Genomic DNA, 20762 nt, shown 5'->3' on the forward strand with positions numbered 1-20762 from the left:
CTCCCATGGGACGACGTACCACTCACCCCTCGACCGGCGCTGGAGCCGGGTACGAGGAGCCTGCCGGACCGCTCGCGCAGGACGCGCACTGGGCCGCGGAGCTGCGGTCGGCGACCGGCGTCGCCGTGCTGCTGGCGGCCGCCCTGATCGGGCTGGACGCGGGCGCCGGACGGCTCGGCCTGACGCGCGGCGCGCTCTGGACCGGCCTGGCGGCCCTCGTCTTCGTGATCCTGCTCCCCCCGAGGGTCTCCACCCGGCCCGGACTGCTCCGCGCTCGCGGGCTGTTCACCGAGCGCACCGTCCGCACCGACTCGCTCGTCTCGGTCCGCTGGTCCGACGGGGTGTCCCAGCGGCTCGTCCTGCGGGACACGGACGGCAGCCGGGTCGAGATCGACCCGGCCGTCCTCGTACGCAACCGCGCGATGTGGCAGCACCTCGACGCCGACGCCCACACCTCCATCCAGCGGGGCACCCTGCTGTGCGGCGCGACCGCCCTGCGCCAGCTGGCGCGGCGCGTCGACGGTGAGACGGCCCGCGCCCTCCTGAAGGTCTCCGGCCTGGACTGACCGGCGGAGCCTGCGTCCGGGCTCCGCTCTCCGCTCTCCGCTCTCCGCTCCCCGCTCCCCGCTCCCCGCTCCTCGCAGCAACACGTCGACGCTGCCCCGACACCGTCGACGCGCGCTGAAACCGGCCTGAAGCCGCGCTGAAGCCGGCCGGCCGGAAGCTCTCTCAGGCCACGGCGCGCCACCGGGACCAGCAGGGTCCCGGCCGGCCGCCACCGTCACCGCCCCGAGAGGACCGCCATGAGCGCGCACATCCGTCATCTGACTCCCGATCAGCTCCAGGACCCCGCCGCCGGGTACGCCGGCCTCGCCGACGGGGAGGGGCTGCCCCACGTGGTGCTGCCGGGCCTGCGGACGCCGGTCCGGCTCGTCACCCGCTACGAGGACGTCAAGGCCGCGCTCACCGAGCCCCGTCTGATCAGGGACCGCGCCAAGGTGCCCGGCGGCGCCGAAGGGCCCGACGCCCAGCAGGAGTTGCTGGAACCGCTGGGCGGGCTGCCGCCCGAGTACGCGGCCTACGTATCCGCGCACCTGGCCTTCTTCGACGGCGAGGAGCACTCGCGCCGCCGGGCTCCCCTCACCCGCGCCTTCACGGCCCGGCGCATCGCGTCCCTGCGCACCTACGTCGAGGAGACCGCCGCGCGGCTCATCGGCGAGCTGGCGGCCAAGGAGGAGGCCGACCTCCTGAACGAGTTCGCCTACCCCCTGGCCACCTTCGTGATCTGCGAGCTCGTCGGCGTCGAGGACGAGGACCGCGCCCAGGTCTGCGAGTGGATCCGCGACTTCGCGTACGGCGACGGCAGCAGGATGAGCGACGGCCTCGCCGGAGTCGTCGAGTACGTCAAGGCGCTGATCGGACGGCGGAAGGCGGCCCCCGCCGACGACCTGGTCTCCGCCCTGCTCGCAGGCGCCCGCGAGGGCGGCGCCGGCGCACTCACCGAGGACGAGATCGTCGCCATGGTGTTCCTGCTGATCAACACCGGCATCACCCCGCCCGCCCTCTTCCTCGCCCACGCCGTGCTCACCCTGCTCGACCACCCCGCCCAGCTGGCCCTGCTACGCGCCGAACCGGAGCTCCTGGCCCGGGCCGTGCCCGAACTCCTGCGCCACGTCACGCTCCTGCGGATCGGAGCCACGGCGTACGCCACCGAGGACTTCGAGTTCGCCGGGACCGCGCTGCGCAGGGGCGAGGCCGTGACCGTGGCCCTGCTGGCGGCGAACCACGACCCGGCTCTGTGCGGCGACGCGCCGGGGCGGCTCGACATCACCCGGGAGCCCGAGCGAGGCAAGGCCCACCTCGCCTTCGGGCACGGCGCGCACTACTGCATCGGCGCCGCGCTCGGGAGCCTGGTGACCGGGGTGGTCTTCGACCTGCTGCTGGTCCGGCGGCCGGTTCCGGAGCTGGCCGTCGCGCGGGAGGAGCTGGAGTTCGGCCACTGGCCCGGTGACGGCTTCCACCTGGTGCGGCTGCCGGTCCGGATCTGATCCCGGCCCGGTCAGCCGGCCGCTGCCGGGCCCCGCGCCCGTCCCTCCCGCTGCCCGAGCAGGTCCAGCGCCGCAGCGCGCAGTTCGTCCCGTCCCGAGGCGGCGTACGCGGCCCTCGCGTCCTCGTACGCCGCTTCGTCGGCTCCCCGGGCCGCCTCCCGGGCGCGGGCGGAGGACATGGTCGGCTGGAAGGTCCGCAGGCACCGGAAGTGCTCCGTCAGCGCGAGCAGCCGTACGCCGCTCCGGACCAGGGACGCGTCGCCCTCCGCGCCTCCCCGGGCCAGGTCGGCCCTCCCGAGCGCGAACAGCAGCGCACCGCAGACCGGCAGGTCCGCCGCGTGGCCCCGGGCCAGCCGGGCCTTCGCGCGGTCGTGGACGAGGGCGGTGAGCTCCTCGACGGGGCCGGGCCGGCCGTGCCGGGCGTGGGCGGCGACGGTGGTGGCCTGGACCTCCAGGACCCAGTGGCCGAGGTCGGCTTCGAGGCCGAGGACCGGTCCGCCGGAGCGTTCCAGGCGGGCCGCGGCCCGGCGCCAGAGCAGCAGGCCCTCCTCGGTGGCGCCGCGTGCGAGCGCGATCTCGGCGCGCGCCCCCGGTTCGGGGGTGGGAACGTCCGCGGTCTCCTCCGGCCGGTTCCGGACGGCCAGCTCCAGCCAGCGTTCCGCCTCGTCCACGGCGCCGGTCTGGAGGTTGCCCAGTACCAGGCCCCAGCGCAGGCCCATCGTGTCGGACCACCGGCCGAGCCGGTCGAGGATCCCCATGGCCTCGTGCAGGTGGCGCAGCGCCTCCTCACCGAGCTCCGCGTGCAGGCACAGCTCGCTGAGGCGGCACAGCGCCGTGACCCGCAGCCACGGAATGGGGTGGTCCTCGGTCACGGCGAGCGTGCGCCGGGCGGCCGCGACGGCCCGCTCCGGTTCGTGTTCCCTCTCCCACAGGTATCCGGCCAGCCCTTCGGCGACCCCGGCGAGCAGCGGCTCGTCCGCGGCCCGGAAGGCGTCCAGCCGGGTGTGGTCGGTGCCGAAGACCTCGGGGGCCGCGCGCAGGACGGTCGCCAGCGCCCGGACGAGGGTGTCCGCGGGGGCCGGGGGCAGCCGGCGCAGCAGGGCGAGGAGTCGCGGCGGAGCGGCGCCGCCGCCGATCAGCACGCTGACGGTGAGCAGTGCCGCGGTGGTGCGGGTCGCCTCGACGTACGCGGGCTCCGGCCGGTGGCGCGCGAGCAGCCGGCCGACCTCGGCCGCGAGGGGGATCAGCCGGGCGTAGTTCGCCTCGGTGGCCCACAGGCCGCACAGCACGGCGCCGGTCGCGGCGACGGTGGGGGCGTCCTCGCGGGCGGTGCCGAGCCGTAACGCGCGTACGAGGTTGTCCTGTTCGGACTTGATCCCGTGCCAGGCGGCGTACGGGCGGGGGCCGAAGGGCGCGTCGTGCCGGGAGAGGCCGAAGTCCCGTGCCCAGGCGAGGAAGCGGCGGGTGACGTGTTCGGTCTCGCCGGCCCGTTCCCGCTGGGCGGCGCCGAACTCCCGTACGGTCTCCAGCATCCGGAAGCGGGTGCCTGTGCCGGTGTCGGCCACTTTGAGGAGGGACTGGTCGACCAGGTCCTCCAGGACGTCCACGGCCTCGGTGAGGTCGGTGCCGAGCACGTGAGCGGCCGCGTCGGCCGTGAAGCCGCCGGGGAAGACGGACAGGGTGCGCAGGGCGGTCCGCCCGGCCGGTTCGAGGAGGTTCCAGCTCCAGTCGACGACGGCGTGCAGGGTGCGGTGCCGCCGGGGTGCGTCCCGGGCTCCGCCGCGGAGCAGCGCGAACCGGTCCTCCAGCCGCCGGGACACGTCCGCCACCGACATGGCCCGCACCCGCGCGGCCGCCAGTTCCACCGCGAGCGGCAGCCCGTCCAGGCGGCGGCAGAGCTCCGCGACCTGGCGGGCGGGGAGTTCCGCGTCGGGGCGGGCGGCTCGGGCCCGCTGCTCGAACAGCCGGACCGTGGTGGCCTGATCGAGCTCCGGGAGCGGGTGGACGGATTCGGAGGACAGGCCGAGGGGTGCCCGGCCGGTGGTGAGGATCCGCAGGTCCCGGGTCATGGCGACCAGCGCCCGGACCAGCTCGGCGGCCCCGTCGAGGACGTGCTCGCAGTTGTCCAGCACCAGCAGCGCCGGTCCGGGACCGAGGGCGCCGACGATGCCGGTCAGCAGATCGCGCGGCGGGCCGAAGCCGCCGCCGCGCGCCGGCAGGGGACGGGACTCGGTGACGCCGAGGGCGGAGGCGACCTCGCCCGCCACGTCCGCGTCGTCGGTGACGCCGGCGAGGGCGACGAGGTGGACGGTGCGCTGCGGCGCGTCCCGGCCGACGGCGGCGGCGAGCCGGGTCTTGCCGAGACCGCCGGGTCCCACGATCGAGGTGACGCGGGAGGTGCGCAGCAGCCGCGTCACGGCGGCGATGTCGCCCGCGCGGCCCAGGAGTTCGTTGGGTTCGTGCGGCACCCCCCGGCGTACCGCCGGTGCATCGGCGCCCAGCAGTTCCCGGTGCAGGGCGCGCAGGGCGGGCCCCGGGTCGGTGCCCAGTTCGTCGCGGAGTGCCCGGCGGTGGCGGTCGTACGTGGCCAGTGCGGCGGCGGCCCCGGCGGTGGCCGCCTCGCAGCGGACCAGTTCCAGCAGCAGTTCCTCGTCCCGCGGGAGTTCCCAGACGAGCTCCGCCAGCGGCTCGACCGCTTCGGGCAGCCGTCCTGTCCGTGCCAGGCCGAGGGCCCGGGCGCGGGCCAGCGCGCGGTGGGCGGGGAGCCGGGCGGCCCTGAGTTCGGACAGCGGATCACCGGGTACGGGCTCCCCGGGCCCGGGGCCGCCGGGGCCCCACAGGGCCAGTCCCGCTTCGGCCTCGGCGAGGGCCCCGGCGTGGTCGGCGGCGCGTGACTTCTCCGCGCACGCGGCGGTGTGCAGGAGTACGGCGGAGGCGTCGACCTGCTCCTCCCCGAGGGCGAGCCGGTACCCGGCGGGCGTGCGGGCGATGACTCCGGGCCCGAGCTGCGTACGCGCCCGCGAGACGAGGATCTGCAGCGCCTTGGCGGGGTGGGCCGGCCGGTCGTCCGGCCAGAGGCCTTCGATCAGGCGCCCGTTGCCGCAGCCCGCGCGCAACTCACCGGCGAGCAGGGCGAGGAGGGCCCGCAGCCGGGGTGCGGTGACCTCCTGGCCGCGGAAGGCCACCGTCGTCAGGGTGGTCAGCTCTGTGCTCACCGGGGCAGCGTATCCAGCGTGCGCCGGCTACCCCGGCGGTGCCGCCCCGGCACCGGAGGGCCGGGCCGGCACCGGGACGCTCCGCTCAGGCGGTGCAGCGGATCATGGTGAGCGGCCGGTTGCCGGTGTAGTCCGCCCAGTACTCCTCGCCGAACTTCTCCACCCCGGCCTCCGAGACCTCCAGGGTGACCCACTCGATGCCGGTGAAACCGGCCGCCGTCAGGGTCTGCTCGTACGTCTCCTTCGACGGAACGGTGGCCTCGAAGGACACCGGCGGGTCGAGCAGGGCCGTGAGCCGGATGCCGCGGCCGATCTCGTTGTCCTTCCCGGTGGATTCGAACAGGAAGCCGTACTTCTCCAGCGACGGCCCGGCGAAGTCGTAGGCCGGGTCCTGCACGAACAGGTTGAAGGAGCCGCCGGGGACGAGGCTGCGGCGGATGTTGCGCATCATCCGCTCGATCTCGGCGACTTCGCTCGCGTAGTTGAACGCCTGCACGGCCACGGCCACGTCGAACGGCTGCTCGAAGACCTGGAGGGTGGCGGTGTCGCCGACCTCGTACTCGATGCCGAGGGGCTCGGCCCGCTCGATGGCGTTGGCCGCGTCGACCATCGCACCGGAGATGTCGAACCCGAAGACACGGGACGCGCCGCGACGCTTGAGCTCGCGGCTGTAGAAACCGGTACCGCAGGCGATGTCGAGCACGGACTTGCCGGTGACGTCGCCGACCAGCGCGAGGAAGCCCGGTACCTCGGCGTAGCGGATGATGGGCAGGGTCTTGAAGCCTTCGAACGCCTCGCCGATGCCGTCGTACAGCTGACCGCTCATGGTGGTGATTCCCCCTAGATCTGCGGCGTCGGCTCTCTTGGCGAGCCGCGGCCCTCGGCGGGAAGTCTGCTCGGTCGGCACGAGGAGTTCGTACTGGCGGAAAGCACGAACCTGCTGGTGGCGGCACCGAGGTGCGCACAAACGGGCGCGCTCCCGTCGGTTCGGGCGCCGCTCGGCCCAACGGCCGTGACGCGCCGGAGGATTGGCGTTCCGGCCGGGGCGGAAGTCCCGGCCGCCGGCCTTCCGGTTGCTCCGCGACGATCAAGGGGCGCCGTGAGCCGCGGGCCGCCCCGGCCTTCCGTTTCGGCTGCGCGGCCGGAGGGGGCTTCCCGTACGCGTCTGCGGGACCGCCCGGGGGGCACGGAGGCGCTGAGCCGGACACCACCGCCGTCGCCGTCGGTGACGACGACCCGGACCCGGCGCCCCTGCCGGTCGGCGGCACCGCCGCGGAACGCCGGTCGTCACGGATGGGCACACCCGTGCGAAGGAGGCCGTACCCGTCGGCCACACGGGCGGCCACCCGCCGACCCTTCGCCCACCTGTTCGAACACGCACCGGTGACGGCCCCTGCCGGGCGGCCAGAGCGCGCTGTGCCCTCATTACGTAGATATTCTGTGGAGTGTGATCGAGTCCGGACGGCCGCGGCTCCGTCGGCGCCCCGGCCCGGGAAGACTTGTGCGGCTGTCGCCGGTCATCCTGACCGTCGTCATCGCCGGCCTGGCGTACACCACCCCGCCGGAGATGGCCTTCAGCCGCCTCCTGCCCGCGGCGCCGGCCCTGGCCGCCGCCATGTGGCCGGTCCTCCCCACCGTCCTGCTCGGCACGGTCTGCCTCCTCCTGATGATCGGCCTCAGCCTGGTCTTCCCCGACCTGGGGACGTGGTGGACGGCCGCCGGCATCATCGCGGTCACCGTGGCCGCCGCGTACGGGAGCCACGTCCGGCTCCAGCGGGAGCGCACCCTCTTCCAGGTGCGCCTGGTCGCCGAGGCGGCGCAGCAGGTGGTGCTGAGCCCCATGCCGCGCCGCTTCGGGAGCGTCGAGATCGAGTCCCTGTACCTCGCGGCCGCGGCTGAAGCCCGCATCGGCGGGGACTTCTACGAGGTGGTCGACACGCCGTACGGGATCCGGCTGCTGATCGGCGACGTGCGGGGCAAGGGGCTGCCCGCGGTGGGGGCCGCCGCGGCGATCGTGAACGCCTTCCGGGAGGCCGCGTACGACGAGACCGCCATGGTCGACGTCGCACGCCGGCTGGACGCCAGCAGCACCCGCTACAACGCCGCCTTCCCGCCCGAAGGACCGATGGAGCGCTTCGCCACCGCCCTGCTGGTAGAGATCCCGCACGAGGGCAGCCGTATCGACATCCTCAACTGCGGACACCCCCCTCCCCTGCTCCTCGGGCGGGGGAAGCTGCGCGTCCTCGAATCCGCGACCCCCTCGCCGCTGCTCAGCCTCGCCGAGCTGATCGGCGACCACTACAGCGTCGACACGTTCGACTTCTCCCCCGACGACCTGCTGCTCCTCTACACCGACGGGATCGCCGAGACCCGGGCGCGCGACGGCGAGTTCTTCCCCCTGGCCTCCTGGATGGGCCGGCAGCCTCCGACACCTCCCCGTGAGCTGCTCTCGGCCCTCCACCACGACCTGCTCCGGCACAGCAGGGGCCGTCTCGACGACGACATCGCGGCCCTCGCCGTCCGCCGGCGCCACCCCTGAGCAACGGGGTGCGTTTCCACGACACCTGCTGGTCAGGCGATAGTTGTCCCACTCGGGCGGCCTTCCGCCGCCGGACGTACGACACGGGGAGTTCCACCATGCGCATCCACCGGAGCCGTTCCGCGGCCCTGGCCACCTTCGTCGGGCTCGCCCTGACCCTGACCTCCTGCCAGGACTCCGGTTCCCCGGGCGGGGCGCCCCAGGCGCCCACGGCGAGCACGGGCACGGGCACGGCGGCGCCTTCCGAAGCCGCGCCGACGCCCCCGGCATCCGCCACGCCCTCGGCTTCCGCCTCCCCCACGCCGTCGGCCACCGCCTCCCCGGCGCAGCCCGGCCCCGACGGCAAGGGCACCGGCGGCGGCGCGGGCGGGGAGACGACCGACGACAGCTACGCCTACACCCACCCCTGCTCGGCCCGGAACCTCACCGTCAAGGTCATCTCGGCGGAGGGCTTCCCGGCGACGGTCCGCGTCGTCACGGTGACCAACAACGGCTCCACCAGTTGCGGCCTCGACTACTTCCCCGCCGTCGGCTTCAGCGCCAAGGACAACACCCTCGGCGTCCAGGCGAAGGCCCCCGAGGGCCTCGGCGGCGTACCGGCGCACCCGGTCCGGCCCGGGACCACCACCTACGCGGCCGTGGACCTCAACCCGTCGGGCGGCAGCGGCCCCGTCGCCGACAGGATCCACGTCCTGGCCGACCCGCACCACATGCCGAACGCGGACAGCGTCAGCTTCCCCCTCGCCGCCCCCGGCACCGTCGCGCGCCCGAAGGTGGGGCTCTATCACTCCACCGCGCGGGAGTCGTTCGACACCATCGGGCGTACGGGCTGAAGCTCCCGGGCGAGGGCCAGCACGCTGAGCGCGAACATCACCACGCCCAGGGGGACATGGAGGGAGGACACGTGGGCGACACCCAGCGCGACCTGCGCCGAGGCGAGGACGAGGAAACCGGCGGAGTACAGGACCGGGCGGGGGGACCCGCCGCCCGGACGCCAGGCCAGGACCGCTGCCAGCACGTACAGCATCGTCGCGCCGTACATCACGCGGGATCCGACGTGGTGCACCTCCCCCGCGACCGGCGAGGTCAGGAGCATGCCCGCCGTGGCGGCCTGAAGGAGAAGGGTCAGGGCCTGGAGGGCTGTCGCGGCCTGGAGGAAGGCGCGGCCGCCCTGGGCTTTCGTGGTCCGTCCGGTCATCGTGCGGTCCTCTTCTCGTGGTGAGGCGTCGGCGGGGAGGGGTCGAGCGCCGGGGGTGACGGCCGTGGCCGGCACCCCCGGTCCCCCGGGGTCGGCCTCAAGACACCGCGGATCCATGGGTTGTGACGGGATGTGACCGGGATCACTCTTCAAGAGTCCGGGGACTGACGGGTGATCAGACACCGGGGACGAGGGTGATGTGGGGGGCCAGGGCGGAGAGGAAGTCGGGGGCGTCGAAGGCGCGCCCGGCCGAGGCGACGCGGTGGGTGCGGATCCGCCCGGTGAGGACACGGTCGAGGGCTTCGACGACGAGGGGCGCGGTGACGGCGTGGATGCCGCGGCCCCCGGCGACGGCCCGTCGCTCGACGCCGTCGCGGCGGACGCGCACGTCGACGGCGACCACCCTGCGCCGGCACTTCACCGGAGCGTCGGCGTCCCGCCGGACACCTACCGCCGGACGTTCCGCGCCCACGGCCCCGCCCGTCCCGGCCCGCCCGTCCCGTGACGGCCCTCACCGGACGTGGCGGCACGGGCGGGCCGCCGGGCCGTCAGTCCACGAGCACGCCGGGGTTGAGGATGCCCCGGGGGTCGAGGGCGTCCTTGGCCGCGCGCAGGGCCATCGCGAAGGGCTCGGGCCGCTGGCGGTCGTAGCCGGGCCGGTGGTCCCGTCCGACGGCGTGGTGGTGGGTGATGGTGGCGCGGTGCCGGTGCAGGACTTCGCCGGCCACGGCCTTGAGGTCGTCCCAGAGGGCGACTTCGTCGCCGGGCCGTCCCGCGGCGAGGACGGTGAAGTAGGGGGCGGCGCCGTCCGGGTAGACGTGCGTCAGGCGGCAGTTGACGGTGGCGGGGTGTCCGGTGGCCTTGAGGGCGGCCGCGCCCACCTCGGTGCGCACCGCGTCGATCAGGGCGGGGACGCGGTCCCAGGTGGCCGCCGTCTCGAAGGTCTCCGCCACCGCGCCCATCCGGACGAGCCCGTCGCGGAGGTAGGGCATCCGCAGGAAGGCCGCGCGCCACGCGCCGACGGCCGCGTCGCCGGCCGGTGTCCCGTCGCCGTGCCGGCCGTCCGGGCCGGTGCGCCCGCCGTGCCGGCCGCCGTGGGAGCGTGCCAGCTCGACGGCGCGGGCGAGCCGGCCGGTCACCGGTTCGTGCGCGGACTCGAAGCCCAGGACGAGGACGGAGGTGCCGTCGTGGGCGGCCCCCGACAGGGCCGCCTCGCCCGGGTCGAGCAGCCGGCAGTTGGCGGGTGAGAGGTCGGACCGCGCGAGCTCGCGGACCGCTCGGAGGGCGGCGTGGAAGTCCGTGAACGCGACCGCCGCGGAGGCCTTGTGGCGGGGACGTTCCTGCAGCCGCATCCACGCCTCGGTGATCACGCCGAGGGCGCCTTCGGAGCCCAGGAAGAGGCGGTCGGGAGAGGGGCCCGCCCCGGAGGCGGGCAGGCGCCAGGAGTTGCTCGTACCGGCGGGTGTGACCACCCGCATCGACTGGACGAAGTCGTCGATGCGCGTGCGGCCGGTGGCGTAGTGGCCGCCGGCCCGGGTGGCGAGCCAGCCACCGAGGGTGGAGAACTCGAAGCTCTGCGGGAAGTGCCGCAGGGTGAGGCCGTGCGGGCGGAGCTGGTCCTCCAGGCTCGGGCCCAGGGTGCCGGCCTGGATCCGCGCGGCACGGCCATCGGCGTCGACTTCCAGGACGCGTCCCATGGCCGTCAGGTCGAGGGACAGGACCGCCCGGTGCGCGTCGCCCCGGTACTCCACTCCCCCGCTGACGGAGGAGCCTCCACCGTAGGGGACGACGGCGATCCCCTGGTCTCCGGCCCAGTCCAGGAGGTCGGCCACGCCCTGGTCGTCGGCGGGCCGGGCGACGAGGTCGGGGATGCGGCCCGGCTGCCCGCGCAGGGCGCGCGCGACGTCGCGGTAGGCCTTGCCCATGGCGTGGGCGGCGCGGTCGGCCGGGTCTGCGGTGACCAGGTGGGCGAGGCTGTGCGGCGGTTCCACGACGGGGCGTCCTACACGGAGTTCGCGGACGCCGGGCACGGGCAGCGGGCGGGCGAGGGTACCGGGGAGCAGTGCCCCCATGGCGACGCATTCCGCGTCGTCGGGGTGGGCGTCGGTCCAGCCCCAGCCCCACCAGGAGCGGGTGCGGAGGGGCGGCCGGGCGGTGGTGCCGTCCATGGAGGTACTCCAGAGGTCGGGGTGCCACGAATTTACCGTGAGGTAAATTACGTACTGGTAATATCAGTGCATGGCAACCCCCTCATCGAAAGCCGGCACCAAGGGAGTCCCCCGGGAGGACCGCGTGCGGCAGATGCTGGACGCCGCCACGGCGGAGTTCGGGACCCGCGGCTACGCCGCCGCCTCGCTGCCCTCGATCGCCGCGCGGGTCGGTGTCACCAAGACGCTGCTGCACCAGTACTTCGGCACCAAGGAGGACCTCTGCGTCGCCTGTCTGGTACCGGTCGGCGATCGGCTCCTGGAGGCCGTCCGCACGGCGATCGGACCCGACGGGACCACCTCCCGGACCCCGCTGCGCGTGCTCCACGCGATCTTCACCGCGCTGGAGGGGCAGCGGGAGGCGTGGTTCGTGCTCTACGACACCACCCTGCCGCCGGGCGGGGAGGCCGCCCGGCTGGCCGCCGGGTACTGGTCGGCCATCGACCGGCTCGCCGCCGCCGGCACCGCCGAGCTGCTGCGGGAGGCCGGATCCGCCGACCCGCTGGACGCCGACGCGCTCCGGTACGTGTGGCGGGACCTGGTCGCCACCCTCGTCCGCTGGTGGGTCAAGCACCCCGAGCAGACCCCGGACGCCATGACCCGGCGCTGCGCGCGCCTCTTCGCGGCGGCCGCCACCCTCACCCCGGACGACGGCGGCCTGCCCGGCCGCTGACCCGGCGGGCCAGCAGGTCGGCTTCGAGGAAGCCCCGTTCGGAGGCCGGGTCGTGGAGCAGCCGGGCGAACGTGACGAGCCCGGCGCCGGCGAGCGCCTCCGCGAACCGGTCCGCCGGCCAGCTGTAGGCGGGCGCCACCTTGTGGTCGAAGCGGACCGGCTCGGGTGCGCCCGTCGCGAAGAACGAGACCAGGAGCAGCCCGCCCGGTGCCAGGACCCGCGCCTGCTCGGCGAGGAGCGCGGGGAGTTCGCCGGGCGGGGTGTGGATCGTCGAGTAGTGGGCCAGTACGCCGCCGAGCTCGCCGTCCCCGACGGGCAGGGCCTCCATCCGCGCCTCGTCGAAGCGCAGGGCCGGATGGGCCCGGCGGGCGTGGCCGATCATGGCCGGGGAGAGGTCGAGCCCGAAGGCGTCCAGTCCCAGGTCGTGCAGCATGGCCGTCAGATGCCCTGGGCCGCACCCGACGTCGGCCGTCCGGAGGTTCCCGGTGCCGCGCACCAGTTCGGCGAAGGTGGTGACCATGGCCCGCGCGAACGGACGCGTCTCCAGCCGGTCCGCGAACAGGGAGGCGTACAGCTCCACCACCCCGTCGTAGGCCGTCCGGGTCGCGTCCTGGTGGTTCGTCATGGGGAGCAAACTAACACCGCGGCACGGCCCGGCCGGCCACGAAAGCCACATCCGACGGCCCGTCTCCGGAGCGCCTGCGCGCCCTGCGGCGCCCCGCCGCTTTCCATGGATTCCCGTCCCCCACCGGAACAGGCTCCTCCATGACGTCGACCCCGCCCGCCCGGCTCTCGCGCCGGGACCTCGTCTCCGCCGTGCTCGCCCTCGGAACCGCCACCCTCCTGCCCTCCGCCACGGCCACCGCGGCACGCGCCGCCGTCGGCACCCGGGGGCCCGGAGGCCGGGACGGGGGCGGGGAGGGCTCCACCGTGCCCCGGATCATCGACTGCGACGGCTGGGGGGCACGGGAGCCTTCCGAGGACGTCGTACGGCTCGCCGCGCGGCCCGAGCGGATCATCGTCCACCACACGGCCACGGCCAATGTCACCGACTACTCGCAGGAGCGGGCGCTGAAGCTGGCCCGCGCCCTCCAGACCTACCACATGGACCGGCAGGGCTGGATCGACACGGGCCAGCACTTCACCATCAGCCGGGGCGCGTTCGTCCTGGAGGGCCGGCACCACAGCCTGGCCGCGCTGGACTCCGGGAACGAGCTGGTGCGGGCCGCCCACTGCGTGGGCCAGAACAACGTGTCCATCGGCATCGAGAACGAGGGCACCTACACGTCCAAGGAGCCCCCCAAGGCGCAGTACTCCGCCCTCGCCGACCTGTGTGCCCACGTCTGCCGGCAGTACGGGGTGCCCGCCTCCGAGATCTACGGGCACCGGGACTTCAACGCCACCGCCTGCCCCGGTGACAAGCTCTACGCCATGCTGCCGAAGCTGCGCGAGGACGTGGCCGTCAGGCTCGGTGCCGACCTGCCCGTGCCGCTGCCTCGCTGGCCCGTGAACCTGCCGTCCGACTGGGCCGCGGATCCGGCGGCCGTCGCCGACGCCCTCGCGGAGTACCTGCCGGAAGGCCTGCTGTCCGGTCCGCTGCGGGCCCGCTGATCCGGTGCGCGGCGGCCGCCGAAAACCGCTGTCCGATCATCGGATCACCGTGTAGACAGTCCGGGTGCGAAATTCTCTGGACTTCCCCGATCTGCTCCGGCTGATCGACGAGCGCTCGGCCGCCTTCCGCGCCGCCGTCGCCTCCGCGCCCAGCCTCGACGCCCGGGTGCCGACCTGCCCCGAGTGGACGCTGTTCGACCTGGTCCGGCACCTGGGCGGAGGGGACCGCTTCTGGGCCGCCATCGTCGCGGCGGGGCCGGCCGGAGGTCCTCCGGCCGAAGCGGTCGCCGCGCGCGCCGCCTTGACCCCTCCGCGCGAGCGCGAGGCCCTGCTGGCCTGGCTGGCCGAGTCGACGGAAGAACTGCTGGACACCCTGCGGAAGGCGGGCCCCGACTCCGGCTGCTGGACCTGGTGGCCGGACTCGCAGTCCCCGCAGGACTCCGGTGCCGTCGCCCGGCACCGGGTCCAGGAGTCCGCGGTGCACACCTACGACGCCCAGACCGCCCAGGGCGCACCCCAGCCGCTGCCGGAGGAAGTGGCCCTCGACGGGGTCGAGGAGTTCCTGGCGGCCTGCTGCGCGACGACGAGCCCGTGGCCGCACGATGCCGCCACCGTCCACTACCACGCGACCGAGGGTCGCTCCTGGCACCTCGCCCTCTCGGCGGAGGGCGCGCGGTTCACCCGCCTCGCCGCGACCGGCTCCGCCGGCCCCGCCGACGCCTCCGCCCGGGCCACCGCCGGAGAGCTGGTCCTCGCCCTGTACGGCCGCATCCCGGTGGACTGTCTGGAGGTCGACGGCGACCGGCTGATCTTCGACCGGCTCGCGGCCTGGGAACCCGCCTGAGCCGGACGGGCAGACGGCCGGACGGGCAGACGGCCGGACCGGGGCCGGGACTGACGGCACGCCAACTCCCGGTCCGCATCGGATCGTCGCGCACAGCACGGGGTGCCGTGCCGGCGGCAAGGCCGCCGGTACCCCCTGGTGCGCGCGGGGCGCACGGATGTACGTACCATCACAGTCGGTGCGCGACTTACCCAGGAAGAGCTCGATGATCCGCCCTGCCCGCATTACCGCCGCCCTCGCCGTGGCCGCCCTCGCGGCCTCCGGCTGCGGCGCGCTCCCCGAGTCCACCCCTCCGGACGGCGCCGCCGCCGCGGCCTCGCCCGGACGGCCGTGCGAGAAGCTCGCCGCCGCCGCGCCCGTCCAGAAGGACGGCGCCCGCGTCACCGTGGAGCCCGCGCCCTGCGAGCCGGCCAAGAGCGGCCAGGACGCCCCGTACGTCGCCACCAAGGTCACGGTCACCCAGACGGGCGCTCCGCGCGGCATGTACACGGTGAAGGTCCGGTACACCTGGGAGCGGCAGTACCAGTCGGGCCCGGGGACGATCGACGCGAACGCCTTCGTCAGCGACACGACGGCCAACGCCTCGGCGAGCAAGACCCTGACGCCGTCGTACCTCACCGGCTACAAGCCGGGCACCCCCGTGAAGGTCGAGATCACCGACGTCACGGTCAGCGCCGAGAGCGTCCCGGCCCCCGCCTCCTCCAAGACGGACAAGCCCGAGGCGAAGACCGAAGGCAGCGCGGCCACGGTCACCGCGGGCTCGTACTGCACCACGAAGGGCGCGACCGGGCTGACGACGGCGGGCACCCGCCTGACCTGCGCGACGGCCTCGGACGGCCGGCTCCGCTGGAAGTCCTGACCCGGCGGGACGGGTTCCGGCGGCACCCCGGGCAGCGGGCACGGGGCTCTTCCGGCCACGCCGCGCCTCCCGGCTGCGCTCTTTTGGACAAGATCACCACGAGCCCGCCCGTGGCGGCCGGGGCGTCCCTACCCTGTGCGCGAGGGGGGATCCGTGCACAACGTCTTCGTGGTGCCGTCGCGAGCGGCGGCCCCGCAGCAGCAGTCGCCGCCCGTCGCCGGGACGGCCCGGTGACCGGGCCCGCGGCGGGGCGGCCGTACGCCGTGACCGTGCCGCAGGGTTACCGTGCCGGGCCCTGGACCGTCGGGGCCCCGCTGGGCACCGGCGCCTTCGGCAGCGTGTACGCGGGAACCCGCGCCGGCACGGGCGAACCCCGTTCCGTGGCCCTGAAGTTCCTGCCCACCGGAACCCAGACCCCGCGCCGGTTACGGCACTTGCGGGACCTGGCCGAGCGGGAGATCGAACTGCTCAGCCGGGTACGTGCACCACGGCTGATCCGCATGTACGAGGTGCTGACCGTCGACGACCCCGGCCACCCGGAGCTCGACGGCGCCACGGTGCTCGTACTGGAGCGGGCGGAGACCTCGCTGGAGAGCGTCCTGGGCCGGTCCCCGCGGCCCGCCGACGCCCTCCTCACCCAGATCTGCGAGGGGCTGGAGCAACTGCACCGGGCGGGGTGGGTGCACGGCGACCTCAAGCCCGCCAACGTGCTCCTGATGCCCGACGGCTCGGTGCGGCTCGCCGACTTCAACACCGCCGCCGAGCTGGAGGGCACCCACGCCTACTCCCCGCCGTTCACCACGCCCGACTACACCCCGCCCGAGGTGCTGTGGGACGAGATCGGCGAACGGGGCCTGCGCATCCGCCCGACCGCCGACATCTGGGCCTTCGGCGTGCTCGCCCACCTCGTCCTCACCGGCTCACTGCCCATGCCGGGCGGCACGCCCGCCGCCCGGCGCGATGCCGCGGTGCGCCTGGCCCGGGGGACGGAGACGCTGCGCCTGTCGCCCGGTCTCCCCGCCGCCTGGCGGGAGATCATCGCGGACTGCCTGGCCCCGACCCACGAGGCGCGCGCCCGGCACGACGCGGCGTCCCTGCTGCGCCGCATCCGGGCCGCGTTCCCGGCGGACGACCCGCCCCCGGCCCGCCCCGCCCGCCTCCGGGGCCGCCTGCCGCTGGTCGCGCTCACCGCCGCGGCCGTGCTCGCGGCCGCCGGGTTCGGCCTGACCGCCCTGCTGCGGGACCGGCAGGGCGCCGCCCCGGAGCCGTCGGCCGCGGCGGCGGCCGCCACGCCGTCGGGCAGGCCGTCGGACAGCCCCTCCCCATCGGTCCCGGCCGGGTACGACCGCTGCCTCCCGGGCAGCGTCTGCTTCTTCACCGCGCCGGACGGCGGCGGGAGCATGTGCGCGTGGGAGGGGGACGAGGTCAACTGGGCGGCCGGAAAGAGCCGGTGCAGCTGGGCCGAGCGGGAGCAGGTCCGCTCGGTGTTCAACAACGGGCACGACACCCAGGCCGGAGAGCAGTTCGTCGACGTCGTCTACTTCGCCGAGGAGAACCTCCGGAACCGCCTGGGCTGCGTCCCGGTGGGCGCCCGTCAGAACCTCGCCGACCCGGCCGCCCCCCGTTCGCACGTGTGGTCCGAGCGCTGCTGAGCGCGCCCGGCCGGGGCGCTCCGGCCAGGTCAGGCCGGGGTGAGGTCCTCGCAGCCGTCGGCCGCCGGGGGCTCGGGCGGCCCGGCCAGGGCCCGCCGCCAGTGCTGCCGTTCCCCGTCGAGGCCCCGCGCCGCCGGTTCGGCGTACCAGGCCCAGGCTTCGGTGCCGGCGGTGCCCGACATGGATCCGGACTGGACGGCGACGACGTACCTGCGGCCGGGTTCGAGGACGGCGTAGCGGTCCGGGTCCTCGGTGGCGTAGCGGCCCGGGGCGCCGCCGTTCTTGACGCCCTGCGTGATGTGCAGGTCCTCGCCGGACTCCCCCTTGAGGCCCTCCAGGATCCGTACGCGGGTGGTCAGGCAGGCGCTCCCGCCGTCCTCGCGGTACCGCGGAAAGGCCCGCCGGGCACGGCGGTCCGGGTGCCGCCGGCCGGTCACCGCGGTCCGCTCGGGCGTTCCCCGGGACCGGAGAATCCGGTCTCGTCCCGGCCGGAGGCGAGGAAGGCGTCGACCGCCGGGGCCGAGGCGAGGCGGGCCTGCCAGGCGCTGAGGACCTCGTACGGCCCGGCGAGGGAGAAGCTGCGGCGGGAGTCGTCCAGGGCCGTCGCCCACTCCGCTTCGAAGGCCGGCACCCACCGCTCGGCGCGGCGGTCGGCGCGCAGCCTGGCGAGGAGCTCGGCCGGGGCACCGGGAGCGGGCGCGTACGGAGGGACGGGGGCGTGGTCGGGTCGCGCGCTCACGGGCTCCTCCAGGGGGTCGTGGGGTGCCACGTTACCGCCGTGCGGGTGGCGGGCCACCGGTTCAGAAGAGCGCGGCACACCGGCGCGGCGAATTCCGGCGCGTGAGGGGCCGTCACTACTCTCGGCGCATGGCAGACACGTTCGATCACGCTCCTGCGGTCTGGACCGCGGGACAGCTGCGTTCCGTCCTCGCTGACGTTCCCGACGAGACCCCCATCAACATCGGCGTCGCCGGCACCCCCGGGGACTTCGACGAGTACGACGAGTTCGTGCTCGTGGGCGCCGAACCCGTCGAGGTCGACCCCGGCGAGGACGAGGTCCCCGGACCGCCTCAGGTCCAGTTCACCCTGTTCGCCGACGCCAAAGCCGGGGTGTACTACCTGGACATGGAGTGAGCGCCGCGCGGGGGCCCGGGCCGGGCGGCTGACGGCCGCCGGCCGCCGGCCGCCGCGCGCACGGAGCGGGTGTGCCCGCCGGCGCACCCGCCCGTCAACACACGCGGGCGCGGGGCCGGTTCGGGGGATTCCCGGGCTCCGGCGCGGTGGCGGGTGGTCCGGGCCGGGACCCGCCGTCACACTGGCCGGCGTGAGGATTGCCGTCATGACAGCGGGATCGCGCGGGGACGTCGCGCCGTACACGGGGCTGGGCGCCGGGCTGGTCCGGGCCGGGCACCAGGTCACCCTGGTGACCCACGGTGTGTTCGAACCGCTGGTGGCCGGGTCGGGGGTGCGTTTCGCCGGCGTCCCCGGGGATCCCAGGGCCGAGTTGCACTCCGAGCGGGGGCGCGGTCTGCACCGGAGCCGGTCCGGGGCCGCGAAACTCCTGCGCGCCGTCGCGATGGCGCGCCGCATCGCACCCGGGATGACCCCCACGATGGTCCGCGCGGCGCGCGAGGCGGACGTCGTACTGGCCGGGGGGACGGTCGCGCCGCTGGCCTACGCCATCGCCCAGGGCCTGGGCCGGCCCAGCATGGGTCTCTTCCTCCAACCGCTGCACGGGACCCGCGAGTTCCCGCCCCCGATGCTCGGCACCCGCTCCGCGGGCCCCCTGGGCAACCGGCTCGGCGGCCACGCCGTCACCGCCGCGGTCGACCACGTCTTCACGCGGGCGGCACGCGTCCTGGCGGCGGAACACGGTCTGCCTCCGGGCCCGCTGTCCCGTGCCCGGCGGGCCCGTGAGCGGCAGGGCTGGCCGGTGTGGCACGGCTTCAGCGAGCTGGTGGTCCCGCGTCCCCGGGACTGGCGCCCCGGCCTGGAGGTCTCCGGGTACTGGTGGCCGCACGACGGCGCCGGCGGGCTGCCGCCGGAGCTGGAGGACTTCCTCGGTTCCGGCCCCGCCCCGGTCTACGTCGGCCTCGGCAGTGCCACCACGCCCGACCCGGAGCGGGTCAGCGCCCGGATCGTCGGCGCCCTGCGTGCCGCGGGCCTGCGCGGGGTGATCCAGCGGGGGTGGGCCGGGCTGTCCGCATCCGGGGACGACATGATCACCATCGGCGGCGACGTGCCGCACGCCCTGCTCTTCCCCCGCACGGCGGCCGTCGTCCACCACGCCGGGGCGGGCACCACCGGCGCCACCCTGCGCGCGGGCGTTCCCAGCGTGCCCGTCCCCGTGCAGTTCGACGCCCATTTCTGGGCCGCCCGTCTCGTGGAACTCGGCACCGCACCCGCGGTGGTGCCCCTGCGCCGGCTCGACTCCGCGGCCCTCGGCCCGGCGCTGCGACGGGTCACGGCCGACCCGTCCTACCGCGAGCGCGCCCGGCACGTCGCCCGGCGGCTGGCGGCCGAGGACGGCACCGCCCGGGTCGCCGCCGCCCTCGACCGGCTGGTGTGACGGCTCCGGTGTGCCGCGGTACGGCCGGCGGCCACCGGAGGCGGCGGGGTCACCGGCCGGGGTGGTGACCGGGCTGCCGGGGCGGGTAGGGGCCGGGCTGCTGGTGGGGCGGGTGGCCCTGCCAGGGCTGCTGGTGGGGCGCGGCGGGCTGCTGGTACGGCGAGGGCTGCTGGTACGGGTGGGGCCCGCCGGGCTGCGGGTACTGGGCGGGCTGCTGGTACTGGGCGGGCTGCTGGTACGGGGCCTGCTGCTGGTACGCCGCCGGGGCCGGGCGGGCGCCGCGGAGCAGGGCGTCGAAGCGCTCGTACAGGGCACGGGCCTGCTCCGGCGGGGGCACATGGGCGACGACGGACCCGTCGGCGTGCCGGACCGTCACCACGCTGCCGCCGCGCGGGTCGGGCTGGTGCCACACTCCGGTGAGGGACGCGGCGGGGACCCAGCCCGTCTCGTTCTCCGGACCGCCACCGCCCCACCTGCGCCGCAGGGCCCGGCGGTAGCCCGGGAACAACAGTCCCGGGAACGTCACCACGACCAGCAGGAAGAGCACGATGCTCGCGATGACCCCGCCGGCCCAGTTCAGCAGCACGATGAGCGCGCCGTAGCAGAGCGAGACGATGGCCACCACCAGGCAGGCCTGGACGGCCGCTTCCGGCGCTCCGGACTTCTTGAGCAGGCCGTAGAGGCCCGCCGACGCGAGGAACACCAGCAGGGTGACGCACCCGGCTCCGTCACCGAAGAACCTGTCGGCGAGGGACTCCGCGCTCCTCTCCGGCCTGGCCACGTAACCGTGTTCGTGGAACTGGACGGTCATCCGCCCGCCTGGCGTGGCGTTCACGCCGTTGATCTCGTACATGGTGATCACGCTAGCGGCGGCCTCCGTCCCCCGGAGCGCCGCCCCCTCCGCTCCGGCCTCCGCCCGAGGTTGGCCGAACCCTGGCTCCCTGGCGGCCGCCGCCCTGACCTAGCCTGCGGTCCGGACCAGGACCACCGCTACCGGGGGGACGCACGTGACGGGGGAGACACAGGGGCACGGTCAGGACCGGGAGGACGCCGGCCTGGACGCGGTGGTCTGGGGGCGCTGCCGGGCCGGGACCGGATGGTTCTGGATGGCCCGCTACACCGCGTGGGACGGCAGCGTGCGGCGCACCTCGCACGGATGGCGCGAGGAACAGGACGATGCCATGCGCGACGGCGCGGCCGCGGCCCGGCACCTCGCGGCCGGCACCCGTGCGCAGGTGTTCCTGCGGCACCGGGCCGCCGAGTACGCCCTGCGGATCCTGCTGGAGGACGACGGGGCTTTAGCGGACCGGGATCCGAAGTGCACGGCGCGGTAGCGGGGCCGGGGCC

At 75.2% G+C, this 20762-nt stretch carries 20 protein-coding genes and 2 pseudogenes; 13 read left to right on the plus strand and 9 right to left on the minus strand.

Annotated elements, in window-relative coordinates:
* Positions 1–5: 5 nt before the first annotated feature.
* Positions 6–566: a hypothetical protein gene (locus tag AC069X_RS05170; protein ID WP_478725275.1), complete on the plus strand. Its 561-nt coding sequence runs from the start codon at positions 6–8 to the stop codon at positions 564–566.
* A gap of 237 nt (positions 567–803) precedes the next feature.
* Positions 804–2048: a cytochrome P450 gene (locus AC069X_RS05175; protein WP_478725277.1), complete on the plus strand. Its 1245-nt coding sequence runs from the start codon at positions 804–806 to the stop codon at positions 2046–2048.
* A gap of 11 nt (positions 2049–2059) precedes the next feature.
* Here AC069X_RS05175 and AC069X_RS05180 read toward each other — a convergent pair whose 3' ends face one another.
* A complete protein-coding gene (locus AC069X_RS05180) occupies positions 2060–5263 on the minus strand; it encodes an ATP-binding protein (protein ID WP_478725279.1) in 3204 nt (1067 codons plus the stop codon).
* A gap of 85 nt (positions 5264–5348) precedes the next feature.
* Positions 5349–6089, minus strand: a complete 741-nt coding sequence (locus AC069X_RS05185) for a class I SAM-dependent methyltransferase (RefSeq protein WP_478725280.1) — start codon at positions 6087–6089, stop codon at positions 5349–5351.
* Positions 6090–6710: 621 nt separating this feature from the next.
* Here AC069X_RS05185 and AC069X_RS05190 point away from each other — a divergent pair.
* Both AC069X_RS05190 and AC069X_RS05195 read left to right on the plus strand, forming a co-directional pair.
* On the plus strand, positions 6711–7802 hold the full coding sequence (locus AC069X_RS05190; RefSeq protein WP_478725282.1) for a PP2C family protein-serine/threonine phosphatase: 1092 nt from the start codon (positions 6711–6713) through the stop codon (positions 7800–7802).
* 98 nt (positions 7803–7900) lie between these two features.
* On the plus strand, positions 7901–8635 hold the full coding sequence (locus AC069X_RS05195; RefSeq protein ID WP_478725284.1) for a DUF4232 domain-containing protein: 735 nt from the start codon (positions 7901–7903) through the stop codon (positions 8633–8635).
* On the opposite strand, the gene AC069X_RS05200 is transcribed toward AC069X_RS05195, so the two are convergent.
* A complete protein-coding gene (locus AC069X_RS05200; protein ID WP_478725286.1) occupies positions 8587–9000 on the minus strand; it encodes a hypothetical protein in 414 nt (137 codons plus the stop codon). The two genes, AC069X_RS05195 and AC069X_RS05200, sit on opposite strands and share 49 nt — an antisense overlap.
* A 175-nt stretch (positions 9001–9175) precedes the next feature.
* Positions 9176–9394, minus strand: a pseudogene (locus AC069X_RS05205) (saccharopine dehydrogenase); the annotation flags it as partial.
* Between AC069X_RS05205 and AC069X_RS05210 the strand changes: the two are divergent.
* Positions 9381–9505 (plus strand): annotated as a pseudogene (locus tag AC069X_RS05210) (AraC family transcriptional regulator); the annotation flags it as partial. The pseudogenes AC069X_RS05205 and AC069X_RS05210 overlap by 14 nt on opposite strands.
* 43 nt (positions 9506–9548) lie before the next feature.
* Here the strand turns inward: AC069X_RS05210 and AC069X_RS05215 are convergent.
* A complete protein-coding gene (locus AC069X_RS05215; protein ID WP_478725288.1) occupies positions 9549–11168 on the minus strand; it encodes an FAD-binding oxidoreductase in 1620 nt (539 codons plus the stop codon).
* A gap of 70 nt (positions 11169–11238) precedes the next feature.
* Here AC069X_RS05215 and AC069X_RS05220 point away from each other — a divergent pair, with 70 nt between their 5' ends.
* Positions 11239–11880, plus strand: a complete 642-nt coding sequence (locus AC069X_RS05220) for a TetR/AcrR family transcriptional regulator (RefSeq protein WP_478725289.1) — start codon at positions 11239–11241, stop codon at positions 11878–11880.
* Here AC069X_RS05220 and AC069X_RS05225 read toward each other — a convergent pair.
* Entirely contained in the window at positions 11846–12505 is a 660-nt protein-coding gene (locus tag AC069X_RS05225) for a class I SAM-dependent methyltransferase (protein WP_478725291.1), read from the minus strand. The two genes, AC069X_RS05220 and AC069X_RS05225, sit on opposite strands and share 35 nt — an antisense overlap.
* Positions 12506–12645: 140 nt before the next feature.
* On the opposite strand from AC069X_RS05225, the gene AC069X_RS05230 reads away from it, so the two are divergent.
* From AC069X_RS05230 to AC069X_RS05245, 4 genes are all read left to right on the plus strand, one after another.
* Positions 12646–13491, plus strand: a complete 846-nt coding sequence (locus tag AC069X_RS05230) for a peptidoglycan recognition protein family protein (protein ID WP_478725293.1) — start codon at positions 12646–12648, stop codon at positions 13489–13491.
* Positions 13492–13555: 64 nt separating this feature from the next.
* Positions 13556–14335 (plus strand): maleylpyruvate isomerase family mycothiol-dependent enzyme, encoded by a 780-nt coding sequence (locus AC069X_RS05235; protein ID WP_478725295.1) that lies wholly within the window; start codon positions 13556–13558, stop codon positions 14333–14335.
* A gap of 205 nt (positions 14336–14540) precedes the next feature.
* On the plus strand, positions 14541–15194 hold the full coding sequence (locus AC069X_RS05240) for a hypothetical protein (protein ID WP_478725297.1): 654 nt from the start codon (positions 14541–14543) through the stop codon (positions 15192–15194).
* Between the two features lie 263 nt (positions 15195–15457).
* Entirely contained in the window at positions 15458–16846 is a 1389-nt protein-coding gene (locus tag AC069X_RS05245) for a serine/threonine-protein kinase (protein WP_478725754.1), read from the plus strand.
* 29 nt (positions 16847–16875) lie between these two features.
* Here AC069X_RS05245 and AC069X_RS05250 read toward each other — a convergent pair whose 3' ends face one another.
* Positions 16876–17283 carry a hypothetical protein gene (locus AC069X_RS05250; protein WP_478725299.1) on the minus strand — a complete coding sequence of 136 codons (408 nt, stop codon included), beginning with the start codon at positions 17281–17283 and terminating at the stop codon, positions 16876–16878.
* On the minus strand, positions 17280–17585 hold the full coding sequence (locus AC069X_RS05255; protein ID WP_478725300.1) for a DUF6247 family protein: 306 nt from the start codon (positions 17583–17585) through the stop codon (positions 17280–17282). Before AC069X_RS05255 ends, AC069X_RS05250 begins: the two co-directional genes overlap by 4 nt.
* 128 nt (positions 17586–17713) lie before the next feature.
* Between AC069X_RS05255 and AC069X_RS05260 the strand changes: the two genes are divergently transcribed.
* Positions 17714–17980, plus strand: coding sequence for a DUF6225 family protein (locus AC069X_RS05260; RefSeq protein ID WP_478725302.1), 267 nt, complete (start codon positions 17714–17716; stop codon positions 17978–17980).
* Positions 17981–18185: 205 nt separating this feature from the next.
* Positions 18186–19415, plus strand: a complete 1230-nt coding sequence (locus AC069X_RS05265) for a glycosyltransferase (RefSeq protein WP_478725304.1) — start codon at positions 18186–18188, stop codon at positions 19413–19415.
* Positions 19416–19464: 49 nt separating this feature from the next.
* Here the strand turns inward: AC069X_RS05265 and AC069X_RS05270 are convergent, their stop codons facing one another.
* On the minus strand, positions 19465–20268 hold the full coding sequence (locus tag AC069X_RS05270) for a hypothetical protein (protein ID WP_478725306.1): 804 nt from the start codon (positions 20266–20268) through the stop codon (positions 19465–19467).
* A 253-nt stretch (positions 20269–20521) separates the two neighbouring features.
* Here AC069X_RS05270 and AC069X_RS05275 point away from each other — a divergent pair, with 253 nt between their 5' ends.
* Complete coding sequence (locus AC069X_RS05275; protein WP_478725308.1) at positions 20522–20749, plus strand: hypothetical protein; 228 nt, start codon at positions 20522–20524, stop codon at positions 20747–20749.
* Positions 20750–20762: the final 13 nt, after the last annotated feature.

This window comes from Streptomyces sp. NPDC043896, from assembly GCF_056435605.1.